The sequence below is a fragment of the Ornithinimicrobium sp. genome, assembly GCF_051004135.1.
Classification (GTDB): domain Bacteria; phylum Actinomycetota; class Actinomycetes; order Actinomycetales; family Dermatophilaceae; genus Ornithinicoccus.
In genome coordinates this window covers 1-12,762 of record NZ_JBPCKQ010000207.1, presented here as the reverse complement: position 1 = coordinate 12,762, position 12,762 = coordinate 1, and the positions used below count along the sequence as shown (strand labels likewise).

The following is a 12,762-nucleotide window of genomic DNA, read 5'->3' as shown; positions in this document are numbered from 1 at the left end:
CTGAGAGAGCAGAACCATGACCGACCAGGACCAGTCCACAGACGAGCGGGTCTATGCCGTCCACGACCCCGCACCCAGCCTCTACAACAAGGATCTCGCCCCGCTGCCGCCGAGCAAGCGCACCTGGGGCTGGTTCGAGATCTTCAACGTGTGGTCCAACGACATCCAGAGCCTGGCCGGCTACACCCTGGCCGCCAGCCTGTTCATCACCGCCGGCATCAACGGCTGGCTGGTCTTCGCCGCGATCATGCTGGCCGGACTCATCATCAAGGTGCTGGTCGACCTGTCCGGACGGCCCAGCGTCAAGTACGGCTTCCCCTACCCCGTGCTGGCGCGTGCCTCGATGGGGGTCCGCGGGGCGCAGTTCCCGGCCATCGTGCGCGCCGTGGTCGCCATCTTCTGGTACGGCGCGCAGACCTACTTCGCCTCCACCGCCGTCGCCCTGGCGCTCAACGCGGTGCTGGACAGCCCCGGCGGTCCGACGGTGCTCGGGATGGACGGGGTGGCCTGGGTGTCCTACATCATCGCCTCGGGGCTGCAGATCTATCTGTTCCTGGGTGGCATCGAGAAGATTGCGGGCTTCCTCAACGTCGTCGGACCAGCCGTGTATCTCGTGATGATCGCGCTGCTGGTCGCCATCTGGGTCAAGGCGGGCAGCGAGCTGCTGCCGGCCGTCGGCGGCATCTTCTCCAACGCCGAGGTGACCGGGTTCGCCGTCGTCACCGCCTTCGCCGGGGTGACCGGCACGATGGTGGCCTACTTCGCCGCCGTGGTCATCAACTTCGGTGACTTCGCCCGCAACGTGCGCACCGAGCAGCAGATGCGGCTGGGCAACACCACCGGCCTGCCCGGCAGCCTGGCCCTGTTCACCTTCCTGTCCGTGTTCATCACCGCAGGTGCCTACATCGTCTTCCAGGGCGGCGAAGGGGAGCCGCTGACCAACCCGGCCGAGATCGTCGGGGTCATCGACAACATCTGGTTGACCGTGCTGGCCGCCGTCACGTTCCTGCTGGCCACGCTGGGCATCAACGTCGTCGCGAACTTCATCCCGCCGGCCTACTCGCTGAGCAACATCAGCCCGTCCCGGATCAGCTTCACCAAGGCCGGCATGATCACCGCCGCCGCCGGGTTCGTGGTCGGTGCCCTGTGGGTCTCCACCATCTCCACGATCGGGTTGCCCAAGTTCGTCGACACCCTCGGCGCCGTCCTGGCTCCGCTCTACGGCATCATCATCGCGGACTACTACCTGGTGCGGCGGCAGCGGCTCAACGTGCAGGACCTCTACTCGACCTCGCGGACGGGTGCCTACTGGTTCCAGGACGGTTGGAACCGCCGAGCGGTGATCGCCTTCTCGATTGCCGCGGTGTTCTCCGTGCTGGCCGTGTGGCTGCCCGCCCTCGCCGAGCTGTCCGGCTTCGCCTGGCTGCTCGGAGCCTTGCTCGGTGGGCTCCTCCACTGGGTCGCGATGCGCGGGCACGAGGTGCCCACCTCCGCCGACGACCACTAGATCCTGCTACGTTCGGCCCATCAACACGACGACGTGAGGTGGACCGGATGAGCCAGAATTCCGATGGGATCGTCGACGAGCAGGGTTACGCCCAGGAGCCGGACGACCAGACGCCCCGGGCGTCGCGGCGGACCTGGATGTTCCGCGGACTCGGGCTAGGCGTGGCTCTGCTGGTCTATCTGCTGCTGGCCGGCGCCGACCTGTCCGCCGACGCACGGATCGTGGCCAGTGTCGGCGCCCTGATGGCGGTCTGGTGGATGACCGAGGCGGTGCCGCTGTCGGTGACCTCGCTGCTGCCGATCGTGCTGTTCCCGCTGCTCACCGACATCCCGGTCGGGGACGCGACCGCGCCCTACGCCAACGACATCGTCTTCCTCTTCCTCGGCGGCTTCCTGATCGCCATCGCGATGCAGAAGTGGAACCTGCACCGCCGCATCGCGCTGCTCACGCTGCGGCGGGTCGGCACCCACCCGCGCCAGATCATCCTGGGCATGATGATCTCCACGGCCTTCCTGTCGATGTGGGTCTCCAACACGGCCACCACCTTGATGATGCTGCCCATCGCCATGTCGGTGCTGGCCCTGGTGGTCGAGAGCAGCAGCCGCACCTCGGGCGGCGGCACCGCGCACGAGGATCTCACCTCGGGCCGGGCGGTCAGCGACGTCATCGAGGACTCCGACGTCCGACTCTTCGGTGTCGCCCTCGTGCTGTCCATCGCCTGGTCGGCCTCGATCGGCGGCCTCGGCACCCTGCTGGGCAGCCCGCCCAACGCGATCGTGGCCGGCTACGTCAGCGACGAGCTGGACCGCGAGATCGGCTTCGCCGAGTGGATGATGCTCACCATCCCGATCGTCGTCGTCTTCCTGGCCCTCGCCTGGTTCCTGATCACCCGGGTGATGTTCCGCTTCGGTCTGCAGGAGATCCCCGGCGGCCGCGAGATGATCGACGGCGAGATCGAAGGCCTGGGCCCGATGAGCCAGGGCGAGAAGACGGTGCTCGTCGTCTTCGCCTCGGCGGCGTTCTTCTGGATCGTCCCCGGTCTGCTGGCCGGCATCGGCGGCCTGGGTGAGCGGTTCCCGTGGCTGGACGCCCTGGACGACACGGTGGTCGCGATCGCCGCCGGCGTGCTGCTGTTCATCATCCCCGGGGACCGCAACGGGCACATGGTGCTGGACTGGCACGACGCGGAGGAGGGCCTTCCCTGGGGCGTGCTGCTGCTCTTCGGCGGCGGCCTCAGCCTGGCGGCGGCCGTGGCCGGGACGGGTCTGGACGAGTGGTTCGGCCAACAGGTCAGCGGGCTCGGTGCGCTGCCGATCGTGCTGCTGCTGGCGGCCGTCGTGACCATCGTGCTGCTGCTCACCGAGATCACCAGCAACACGGCGACCGCGGCAACCTTCATCCCGGTGCTCGGCGGTGTCGCGGTCGGCATCGGGGTCGACCCGACGACCCTGCTGGTCCCCGCGGCGCTCGCGGCGACCTGCGCGTTCATGCTGCCGGTCGGCACCCCGCCCAACGCCATCGTCTTCGGCACCGGCGCGGTCAAGATCTCCGAGATGGCCCGGGGCGGCGCGATCCTCAACGTCACCGGGGTGCTGCTGATCACCCTGTTCACCGTGGTCGTCGGCCCGTTCGCCCTCGACCTGGTGATCTGAGGCCGCCCCGTCCTGGTGATTTGAGACCCCTCAGACCTGGAAATCACCGCCCAGCGGACCGCATACTGGCGGGGTGTTCACCACTGGTGCCCACACGGGGGAGGGATCCGTGACGACTCGGAGCACGAGCAGGGGCAGCGGTAAAATGCCGGCGCTCGCGGCCAAGGCCTGGCACAGCGGCGCCTCCACGGTGGCCCGCCGGGCGACGCTGCGCGGCGGCACTGCCGCGCTGACCACGATCTACAGCCTCTACAAGGTGCACCCGACCACCTGGCGCTGGACGGCGACCAACTACCAACCGTGGATGGGCGACTTCGCCCGGCGGCACGCCTGGATGACCTGCCAGCTCGCCGCCCTGCACGTGCCCGCCTACCGGCAGCACCTGGAGGCGCACGACTGGAGCTTCCGGTGGTGGGACCTGACCAGCTACCCGGTCACCAGCAAGGCGTCCTACGTGACCCGGTATGCCGAGGAGCAGCGCTGCTGGCACGGCTCGCTGGAGCTGCGCGGCACCCTGGTCGACGAGTCGTCCGGGTCCTCCGGGCAGCCGTTCAACTGGGTGCGCGGGCGGGAAGAGCTGACTGACATCCACCGCAACGTGGCCGGGTTCACCGCCCTGATGATGCAGCACGAGGAGCGGCTGTTCGTGCTCAACGCGTACTCGATGGGCGCCTGGGCCACCGGCACCAACACCGGCATCGCGATGGCCCGGATCGCGATGGTCAAGAACACTGGCCCCGACCTGGACAAGATCGTCGACACGCTGACCCACTTCGGCCCCGGGTTCACCTACCTGGTCACCGCTTACCCGCCCTTCCTGAAGGACCTGCGCGACCGGCTCGACGCCGAGGGACTGGACTGGACGGCATACCGGATGCACGGCCTGGTCGGTGGCGAGGGGATGACCGAGGCGCTGCGCGACTACTGCGAGGAGCGGTTCGTCACCGTCCGCTCCGGCTACGGCGCGTCTGACCTGACCATCGGGATCGGCGGTGAGACCGAGCTGACGGTGTGGCTGCGCAAGACCCTGATGGTCGACCCCGACCTGCGCGACGCCGTGCTCGGCCCCGGCGAGACCCGGACCCCGATGATCTTCCAGTACAACCCGCTGGAGTCCTACCTGGAGACCACCGAGGCCGGCGAGGTGGTGTGCACGCTCACCTCGACCACGGTGCTCAGCCCCAAGCTGCGCTACAACGTCGGCGACGAGGGGGTGCTGCTGGACTGGCACGACCTGGCCGCGGTGTTGCGGCGCCACCCGCACTGGCAGCAGCCGGCTCGCGAGGCGTGGGAGCAGCAGGGGATGAAGCTGCCGCTCCTGCTGCTCTACGGCCGCGCCGACAGCACCATCTCGTTCATGGGCGCCAACATCTATCCGCAGGACGTCGAGAACGGCCTGTATGCCGACTCCGACCGGGCCGCGCAGCTCGCCTCGTTCACGCTCAGCCTGGTGGAGGAGCCGGGCTCGACCATGCCGCACCCAGTCATCCACCTGGAGCTGCGGGAGGGCGTCGACCTGGACGACGAGGGTGGCCGCGCGTTGGCGGAGGGCGCCCGGGTCGGCGTGGTCGACTACCTGGCGGCCACCAGCCGTGACTTCGCGCAGAGCCTGGAGGAGAGCGAGCGCACGGCAGAGATCGAGATCCGGGTGCACGGGGCCGGCACCGGGCCGTTCGCGGACGACGGCGGCAAGCTCAAGCGGGTGTATCTGCGCCGGGAGGAGTCGTGAGCGGCGATCAGGGCCTGGACGTGAGTGGCGGCAGTCACGGGCAGGGCGTGCTGGCGGCGGGCAGCGTCTTCGTGGGCGCGACCCGCTACACCGGGCCGCTGGCCTGGTTGCGGCTGACCCGGCGGTGGAACGCGATGGTGCGCCAGATGAAGCGGGTGCCGGGCTATCTGCACCACCAGGTCTACTACGAGCGCCCGTTCACCCTGGGCACGGTCGGGTACTTCCGCAGCCGGGACGACATGATGCGCTTCGCCCGCACCGGCGGGCACCGCGAGCTGATGCTCTGGGTCGTCGACGGCGCGGACTCCGCCGGCCGCGAGGGCCGGGGCCGCAACGCCTCTGGTGGCTACATCCGCCTCTACGAGCCCCGTGACGACGCTGGGTCGATGGATAGCCCGGAGGGAGAGCCGGATGCGGACGACTGACTTCTCGGCCGCGCCGCGTCGGGCGCGCGCGCAGGCCATGGTGACGGTGCTGACCGGGGTCGGCGGCGTGCTGCCGGCGCTGCGCCGGGCCGGTGCCCACGAGGGCTGTTGCGCCCGCTCGCCGCTGTGGCAGGCCGGGGCCGGTGCCGGGGTGATCGCGTGGTTCGACACGGGTGAGCAGGCGCAGGCCTTCGCCCGGTCCTGCCACGGGTCGGTGAGCGTGCTGGCGGCGCTGCCGCACGGCTACAGCAACGGCCTCTGGCGGGCCGAGGACGGGCAGCTGGCCACCATCGAGCGGTTCAGCACCCTGACCGGCGAGCAGACGGCGCCCCCGGTGCGACGGGAGTCCCGCGGGTGATCGTCACGCCCGTCCGGGGCGGGGCCGACCTGCGTGACTTCATCGCCTACCCGCTGGGCCGACACCCGACCGAGCGCTACGTGCCGCACGCCCAGGACAGCATCCGGCGCTGGCACCGCGGCACGGGGCCGCACGTCGAGCACGGCCCGGTCGAGCTGGTGCTGGTCCGCGACGACGCCGGCCAGGTGGTCGGCCGCAGCACGGTGCACAGCGACACCCGGATGGACACCCGCCTCGGCGAACCGACGATGCTGCTCGGGCTGACCGAGTTCGACGGTTTGACTGCGCTGTGCGCCATCAGCGGGTATGCCGAGCGTCGGGCTCGGGAGCAGGGCTGCACCGCCCTGCTGGGCCCGGTGTCCCTGCTGCCCAACCAGGTGGGCGGGGTGATCACCAGCGGCTTCACCGAACGTGGTTTCGTCGACTCGGCCTGGAACCCCCCGGCATACCCAGAGCAGTGGCAGCAGGCCGGGTTCACGCCGATCTGGCCGTCCTCGACCTGGATCTGCGAGGGGCTGGGCGACCTGGACCCCGACACCGTCTTCGGCGGTGCCGCGCGGCCGGGAGGTGCCGCCCGGACCAACGAGGCGGCCAGGACCCTGGAGGCACCCTCCCTGCGGCCGGGGGTCACCCTGCACCGCGGCAGCCGCCGTCACCTGCGCGAGCAGCTGCCACTGCTGCGCTCGATGCTCAACCAGTCCTTTGCCGAGCTGCCCTACTACACCCCGATCACCGCGGCGGAGCTGGACGTGCAGACCGACGGGTTGCAGTGGGTGCTGGACGAGTCGCTGTTCCTGTGGGTCGAGCAGGACGGGGTGCCGGTGGCGTTCGTGCTGACCGTGCCCGACCTGAGCCGGTTCCTGATCAGCACCGGCGGACGGCTCGCCGTGCCCGACCAGCTCCGGCTGCTGGCCACCCGGCACCGGCACCGCGACGAGGCGGTGCTCGTGGTCAAGGGCACCGTGCCGGGCGCTCGGGGTCAGGGCCTGATGAGCCTGCTGTCGCACCGGCTGCTGGTCAACCTGCAGGCCGGTGGCTACCGGTCGCTGCGAGTCACGTTCGTCGGCGAGGACAACACCGCGTCGGCGGCGCAGTTCGAGGCCATGGGCGGGCGGCGGCTGCACGGCGTGGCCTTCTACCGGCGGGGCCTGGAGGATGCGTGAGACGTCCGGCGGCGCGGCCCGGACCATGGGTGAGCCCACTCCCGCGCAGCGGCTGCTGGCCCGGTCGGTCGACTGGGGGCGGGCGCCGAGCGCGCACAACACTCAGCCGTGGGACGTCCGAGCCGACGGTGACCGGACCCTCACCCTCGGGTGGCGGCCCGAGCGCACCCTGCCGGTCGGCGACCCCACCGCCCGCGACCTGCTGCTGTCGCTGGGTTGCGTGGCCGAGACCCTGGCCATCACCGCCGCCGACCTGGGGTATGCCGTGCGGGTGCGCTGGTCGGTGGACCGCCGCCGGGCGGTCGCGGGCCACCTCGAGCTGGAGCCCGGGCCGGCTGCCGCGAAGACCGATTTCACGGTCGCCGAGGTGCGCGCCCGGCGGACGGCGCGCGGCGCCTATGAAGACCCGGCCCTGTCGGCAGCGCAGGTGCGGCAGCTGACCAGTGACGTGGGCCTGCCCGATGACGTGGGCCTGCCCGGGGGGGTGGACCTGGTCACGGTGCCCTCGGCTGTGGTCGACCGGGCGTTGCCGATCGCCGACCGGTGGAGCTTCGACGGGCCGGCGACCGGTGAGCTGCGCGAATGGCTGCGGCTGGACCGGCGCGCGACGGCATACCGGCAGGACGGGCTCACCGATCTGGCGTTGGGGCTGAGCCGTGCCGAGGCTCTCGGTCTGCGCTGGGCCCTCCGGCCACGGGTGCTGGGAGTGCTGCGCCGCACCCGGGCCACTCGGCTGCTCGCGGCCACGGCGACGGCTCGGCCGTTGGGCACGGTCGTGGCGCTGACGACCAGGGATGCTCCGGACGACGAGCAGACGGCGGTGCTGGGGCGGTGGCTGCTGCGCAGCTGGCTCGCGGCCTCCCGGCGAGGCTGGTCGACGCATCCGCTGAGCCATCTGCTCGACGCTCCGGAGTCGGCTGCGCTGATGCACGATGCTGCGGCCGGAGTCCCCGTCGCCGTGTTCCGGGTCGGGGTGCCCGCGCAGCCAGCGGCGGCCTCGCACCGGCTGAGCGACCCGTCCGCGGACTAGTGCCCTCTGCCTCAGCTGGTGGCGGTCTCCCAGGGCATGTCCCGCACGATCTCCTGCGGGCGGGCCAAGGTCCGGAAGGCGATGAGGGACAGGGTCGTGCACGCCACCATGATGGCCGCCATCGGCACCGCGCTGGTCGTCTCGAACAACCCGGAGATCGGCGAGATGAGCGCCCCGAAGACGAAGTTGGTGGCCCCGAGCAGAGCGGCGGCCGCACCGGCCCGGTGCGCGTGGTCGTTGAGGGCGATGACCGGGGCGTTGGGCATGATGAACCCGACGGTGCCCATCACCCCGATCACCCCGGCGACAACGGCCCAGGCGCCCAGGTCCAGCAGCGACGCCAGCAGCAAGGAGCTCGCGATCGTGACGGCCACCGGGATGGCCACGGACATGATCCGCGCGGGGTGGTGCCGCTTGACCAGTGACCCGTTGACCTGGCTGGCCACGGTCAGCGCACCGGCGCCGCCGGCGAAGACCAAGGCGTACTGCTGGGTCGACATGCCGTAGAGGTCCTGGAAGATGAAGGTCGCGCTCGCGATGTAGGCGAACAGCGCACCCATCGCCGTGCAGGCGGTCAGCACCAGCCCGACGTAACGGCGGTCGCGCAGCAGCACGGCATACGAGCGCAGCGCCGGCTTGGGACCCCGGGCGGAGCGCCGCTGCACCGGCAGGGTCTCCTGAACGAAGACGGTGGCGAGCACGGCGAGCACCAGACCGAAGCCGGCCAGCCCCCAGAAGATGCTGCGCCACTCCCAGAAGTGTAGGAACTGCGCACCCAGGGTCGGCGCGATGATCGGCGCCACCCCGACGACCAGGAACAGTCGGGAGATGAACGAGGCCATCCGGGCCCCGCTGTAGAGGTCGCGCACCATGGCCTGGCTCAGCACCATCCCCGATGCGGCGGTGAAGCCCTGCACGAAGCGAAGCAGCAGCACCCCGGTGATCGTGTCGGTCAGCGCGATGGCCACCGACACGAGCACGTATGCCGTGAGCGCGGCCAGCAGCGGCAACCGACGGCCGACCGAGTCGGAGACCGCCCCGATGGTCAGCTGGCCCAGGGCAAGCCCGACCAGGGTCGCGGTGAGGGTGAGCTGCACCGCGGCCTCGGTCGTGCCCAGCTCCTGGACGACGGTCGGGAAGGCCGCGAGGTACATGTCGATGGTGAGTGGGCCGATGCCGACCAGGGCACCGAACAGCAGCAGCCGGGACAGGACCGACGGCTCACGCCCCCGCGCAGGCGTCGACGCGCTTTCGCGGGCAGGCGTCTGCGGCCTGGCTGACGGGGGGGTGTCGACGGTGAGTGGTTCGGGGGGCGGCACCTCCGTGCAAGCGCCTGCGTGCTCACGGCATTCCGCGACGGGTGCCTTCGTGACCTGACTCACCAGCGACCTACACCGTGGCGTCGTGCAGCGGCTCGGGGTGCGCGGCGGGGAGCCGGGGGCGCTCGTCGAGCTTGACCGCGACGACGCCGGCCAGGATGAGCAGACCGCCCAGGGCCTGGATCGGCGCCGGCAGCTGGCCGAGCAGCAGCCAGGCGAACAGAATCGAGAACAGCACCTCGGTGAGACCGATGAACGAGCCGAGCTTGGACCCCAGGCGCCGGGTGGCGGCCACGCCCGCACCGTAGGCCAGGGCCGCGGCGAACAGTCCCAGCGCGAGCACGTCGACCCAGTACGGCACGGCGACGCCGGCCAGTGCGACGTCGGTGGTGCTCCACTCCCAAGGGATCAGCCCCAGCGTGCCGGCGCTCGCGAGCATCACGGCACCCACGGCCAGACCGCCGGTGCCGATGGCCAGCGGCGGGACGCCGGTCGTCTCGTCGGCCGAGATCACGAAGTAGCCGGCGAGACCGGTGGCCGCGAGCAGACCCCAGAGGACCCCGACGAGGTCGAGCTGGAGGGCCCCGAAGACGTTGAGCACGAAGACCAGCCCCGCGGCGGCCAGTGCGGCGCCGAGCAGGGTCAGCGGCCGCAGACGCTCGCCGTGCCGTAACCACAGCCAGCCGACGACCAGGATGATCCCGAGGTACTCCAGCAGCATGGCGACGCCGACCGGGATGTATTGCACGGCCTGGAAGAACGCACCCTGCGCCACCGCCACGGCCAGCAGGCCGAACAACACGATGGACCGCCAGCCGGTGCGCAGGGTGTGCCACTGGCCCCGCAGCGCGTAGACCGCCGGGAGGAGCAGCAGGAGCGCGCCGATGGACACCCGTGCCGCGACGGCAGCGGCCGGGCTCCACCCGGCGTCCAGCAGTGGCTTGCCCAGCGCACCGGAGGTGCCGAAGGTGGCCGCAGAGATCAGGGCGAGGGTCAGGCCGGTGCGAGTGGAGCGCAGCATGAGCGTCCTCCTTCCATCATGAGTCAAGTGAAGTACACTGATGACGATAGGTGTCCAACCCGTCAGGAGTCAACATGGACTTTGCCCATGACACCGAAGTGGCCTTGATGACCGCCGCTGCCCTGATCAACACCGCTGGTGAGCCCGACACACTGAGCACAGTGCAGGACCTGACGGCCTTCTACCGGGACCAGGGCTGGACCGGCTCCCGGGTCGGTGACACGAGTGAGCTGGAGCAGGTGCGTGCGCTGCGCCCCCGGCTCCGGGCGCTGTGGGTCGCCGAGGTCGAGGAGCTCGTCGAGGGCGTCAACGCCCTGCTGCGCGAGGCCCAGGCGCTGCCCCAGGTCGTCCGGCACGGCGGCTACGACTGGCACCTGCACGCCACCGGTCAGGACCAGCCGCTGTCGACCCGGATGTCGGTCGAAGCCGCCATGGCCCTGGTCGACGTCATCCGGATGGGGGAGAGCCAGCGGCTGCGGGTGTGTGCAGCGCCGGACTGTGATGATGTCTTCATGGATCTCTCCCGCAACCGGTCTCGCCGGTTCAGCGACGTGACGTGCAGCAATCGGGTGGCCGCGGCTGCATACCGCTCCCGGCAGAGCGACCAGGACGACGAGTGAGTCCCGAGGAGCACCAGGACTCGGCGCCGTTGCATCTGGACACCCAGGTGGTGGCCCTCGGACGCCCCGCACGAGCACCCGGGGCCCCGGTGAACCCACCCGTCACCTTCACCTCGACATACCTCGCGGACGGACCGGTCGACTACGCCCGGGTCGACAACCCCAGCTGGGGTCCGCTGGAGACGGTGCTGGGCGCCTTGGAAGGTGGCCGCGCTTTGGCCTTCGGCAGCGGGCTGGCCGCCATCGCCGCGGTGCTGGCCCAGGTGCCACCCGGGGGCGTGGTCGTCAGCCCGCGGCACGCCTACTCCGGCACCACCGCCCTACTGGCCGACCTGGCGGCGACGGGGGTGGCGCGGGTGCGGACGGTGGACCTCACCGAGATCGACCAGGTCGAGGAGGCACTGACCGGGGCAGCACTGCTGGTCGCCGAGTCCCCGACCAACCCGATGCTGGAGGTCGCCGACCTGCCCCGGATCATCGCCGCCGCTCACGAGGCAGGCGCGCGGGTGATGTGTGACAACACCTTCGCCACCCCCGTGCACCAGCAGCCGCTGAGCCTGGGCGCCGACGTGGTGGTGCACTCGGTGACCAAGTACCTCTCGGGGCACTCCGACGTGCTGTTGGGTGCCACGATCACGCCCGACACGAGGCAGGGGCGAGAGCTGCACGAGCGGCTGCACGCCCACCGGACCAGCAGAGGGGCGATCCCCGGCCCGATGGAGGCCTGGCTGGCGCTGCGCGGTGTGCGAACCCTGGGGCTGCGCATGGCGCGGGCGGCCGGCTCGGCGGCGGAGCTCGCGCGGCGGGCGCAGGGCCACCCCGCCGTCACCAGGGTGCGCTACCCGGGCTCCGGCGCCATGCTCGCCCTCGAGGTGACCGGCGGCGGCGAGGGTGCCGAGCGGGTTTGTGCGAGCGTCCGGCTGTGGACCCACGCGACCAGTCTCGGTGGGGTGGAGTCGCAGATCGAGCGACGCCGGCGCCATACGGCGGAGGCGGCGACGGTGCCGGACACGCTGTTGCGGCTCTCGGTGGGGATCGAGCACGTCGAGGATCTCTGGGCCGACCTGACGCAAGCGCTGGACACGGCCACACGGCCGTGATCGGTCTGGACCAGCCCCGCGGGGATAGATTGCCGGGATGAGCCTGTATGCCGTCCGCTACGACTACTCCGACCAGAGCGCCGCTCGCGATGAGCACCGTCCGGCGCACCGTGCCTTCCTGGGTTCGCTGGCCACCGACGGTGTGCTCAAGCTGTCCGGCCCCCTTGCGGGGGAGCCGGGTGGAGCGCTGATCGTGCTTGAGGCCGGGGACGCTGCGGCGGTGCGCACCCTGCTGCTGGACGACCCCTTCCAGCAGCAGGGACTGGTCGAGCACGTCGATGTGCGGGAGTGGAGCCCGGTGCTGGGCACCCGGCTCCCCTGACCCACCGCCCTGGCTGGCCTCGGTGGGCGCGAGACGGAGGAGTCCAGGCGCGGCGACGCACCGACATCGGGGCGGGGTGCACGGGCGGCCGAGCGCGGTCGATGAGCGGCTTGGCCGCTGCGGGGTGGGGGTGCTAAACTAAACCCTCGCTGCTCGGGTACACCCTGGCGGCGTCGGTACCGTTGCTTCCGTTGCGACACGTCTCGGATGCGGGTCACCCCGCGACCACAGATGTGACAGCGCAGAGGCAGATGTGTACTGTTGGACATCCGCCCTCGATTTGGCCGCATGGCTGCGGCCCGATAGTTGTGCGTGTGATTCTTGAGAACTCAACAGCGTGTCAAAAATTGATGCCATAGTTTGTTTGCCTGGCTTCTGTGTGTCCTGTCTCTCTTTTGTGGGTGGGGTGTGTGGTGGTCGGGTTGATTGTTTGTTGGGTTTTGGACCCTTTTGTAGGGATTTTTTTCTACGGAGAGTTTGATCCTGGCTCAGGACGAACGCTGGCGGCGTGCTTAA

At 70.6% G+C, this 12,762-nt stretch carries 12 protein-coding genes; 10 read left to right on the top strand and 2 right to left on the bottom strand.

All coding sequences use genetic code 11. The features are described from left to right. Positions 1-16 precede the first annotated feature (16 nt). The 7 genes from ACR2FV_RS14830 to ACR2FV_RS14800 all read left to right on the top strand — a co-directional run bounded on the left by ACR2FV_RS14830 (position 17) and on the right by ACR2FV_RS14800 (position 7,864). Positions 17-1,507 (top strand): NCS1 family nucleobase:cation symporter-1, encoded by a 1,491-nt coding sequence (locus ACR2FV_RS14830; protein WP_434016473.1) that lies wholly within the window; start codon positions 17-19, stop codon positions 1,505-1,507. A gap of 47 nt (positions 1,508-1,554) precedes the next feature. Continuing rightward, positions 1,555-3,159 carry an SLC13 family permease gene (locus ACR2FV_RS14825; protein WP_434016472.1) on the top strand — a complete coding sequence of 535 codons (1,605 nt, stop codon included), beginning with the start codon at positions 1,555-1,557 and terminating at the stop codon, positions 3,157-3,159. A gap of 145 nt (positions 3,160-3,304) precedes the next feature. Next, positions 3,305-4,888 (top strand): phenylacetate--CoA ligase family protein, encoded by a 1,584-nt coding sequence (locus ACR2FV_RS14820; protein ID WP_434016471.1) that lies wholly within the window; start codon positions 3,305-3,307, stop codon positions 4,886-4,888. Next, positions 4,885-5,313 (top strand): monooxygenase family protein, encoded by a 429-nt coding sequence (locus ACR2FV_RS14815; RefSeq protein ID WP_434016470.1) that lies wholly within the window; start codon positions 4,885-4,887, stop codon positions 5,311-5,313. Before ACR2FV_RS14820 ends, ACR2FV_RS14815 begins: the two co-directional genes overlap by 4 nt. After that, entirely contained in the window at positions 5,300-5,671 is a 372-nt protein-coding gene (locus ACR2FV_RS14810; protein WP_434016469.1) for a hypothetical protein, read from the top strand. The genes ACR2FV_RS14815 and ACR2FV_RS14810 overlap by 14 nt, the downstream gene beginning before the upstream one ends. Further along, positions 5,668-6,834: a hypothetical protein gene (locus tag ACR2FV_RS14805; RefSeq protein WP_434016468.1), complete on the top strand. Its 1,167-nt coding sequence runs from the start codon at positions 5,668-5,670 to the stop codon at positions 6,832-6,834. The genes ACR2FV_RS14810 and ACR2FV_RS14805 overlap by 4 nt, the downstream gene beginning before the upstream one ends. Then, positions 6,827-7,864, top strand: coding sequence for a hypothetical protein (locus ACR2FV_RS14800; protein ID WP_434016467.1), 1,038 nt, complete (start codon positions 6,827-6,829; stop codon positions 7,862-7,864). The genes ACR2FV_RS14805 and ACR2FV_RS14800 overlap by 8 nt, the downstream gene beginning before the upstream one ends. Positions 7,865-7,875: 11 nt before the next feature. Here the strand turns inward: ACR2FV_RS14800 and ACR2FV_RS14795 are convergent, their stop codons facing one another. After that, on the bottom strand, positions 7,876-9,246 hold the full coding sequence (locus ACR2FV_RS14795) for a multidrug effflux MFS transporter (protein ID WP_434016466.1): 1,371 nt from the start codon (positions 9,244-9,246) through the stop codon (positions 7,876-7,878). Positions 9,247-9,253: 7 nt separating this feature from the next. Next, positions 9,254-10,204, bottom strand: coding sequence for an EamA family transporter (locus ACR2FV_RS14790; RefSeq protein WP_434016465.1), 951 nt, complete (start codon positions 10,202-10,204; stop codon positions 9,254-9,256). Positions 10,205-10,278: 74 nt separating this feature from the next. On the opposite strand from ACR2FV_RS14790, the gene ACR2FV_RS14785 reads away from it, so the two are divergent. Genes ACR2FV_RS14785 through ACR2FV_RS14775 form a run of 3 tightly spaced genes read left to right on the top strand, consistent with a single transcriptional unit; the run spans position 10,279 to position 12,246 of the window. After that, on the top strand, positions 10,279-10,824 hold the full coding sequence (locus ACR2FV_RS14785; RefSeq protein WP_434016464.1) for a CGNR zinc finger domain-containing protein: 546 nt from the start codon (positions 10,279-10,281) through the stop codon (positions 10,822-10,824). After that, complete coding sequence (locus tag ACR2FV_RS14780; protein WP_434016463.1) at positions 10,821-11,924, top strand: trans-sulfuration enzyme family protein; 1,104 nt, start codon at positions 10,821-10,823, stop codon at positions 11,922-11,924. Before ACR2FV_RS14785 ends, ACR2FV_RS14780 begins: the two co-directional genes overlap by 4 nt. A 37-nt stretch (positions 11,925-11,961) precedes the next feature. Further along, positions 11,962-12,246 carry a YciI family protein gene (locus tag ACR2FV_RS14775; protein WP_434016462.1) on the top strand — a complete coding sequence of 95 codons (285 nt, stop codon included), beginning with the start codon at positions 11,962-11,964 and terminating at the stop codon, positions 12,244-12,246. Positions 12,247-12,762 lie beyond the last annotated feature (516 nt).

What these genes read in the sequence shown, in the direction of transcription:
- ACR2FV_RS14830 (WP_434016473.1), top strand. Translation starts at nt 17, where the DNA reads ATGACCGACCAGGACCAGTCCACAGACGAGCGGGTCTATGCCGTCCAC.
- ACR2FV_RS14825 (WP_434016472.1), top strand. Translation starts at nt 1,555, where the DNA reads ATGAGCCAGAATTCCGATGGGATCGTCGACGAGCAGGGTTACGCCCAG.
- ACR2FV_RS14820 (WP_434016471.1), top strand. Translation starts at nt 3,305, where the DNA reads ATGCCGGCGCTCGCGGCCAAGGCCTGGCACAGCGGCGCCTCCACGGTG.
- ACR2FV_RS14810 (WP_434016469.1), top strand. Translation starts at nt 5,300, where the DNA reads ATGCGGACGACTGACTTCTCGGCCGCGCCGCGTCGGGCGCGCGCGCAG.
- ACR2FV_RS14800 (WP_434016467.1), top strand. Translation starts at nt 6,827, where the DNA reads ATGCGTGAGACGTCCGGCGGCGCGGCCCGGACCATGGGTGAGCCCACT.
- ACR2FV_RS14790 (WP_434016465.1), bottom strand. Translation starts at nt 10,204, where the DNA reads ATGCTGCGCTCCACTCGCACCGGCCTGACCCTCGCCCTGATCTCTGCG.
- ACR2FV_RS14785 (WP_434016464.1), top strand. Translation starts at nt 10,279, where the DNA reads ATGGACTTTGCCCATGACACCGAAGTGGCCTTGATGACCGCCGCTGCC.
- ACR2FV_RS14775 (WP_434016462.1), top strand. Translation starts at nt 11,962, where the DNA reads ATGAGCCTGTATGCCGTCCGCTACGACTACTCCGACCAGAGCGCCGCT.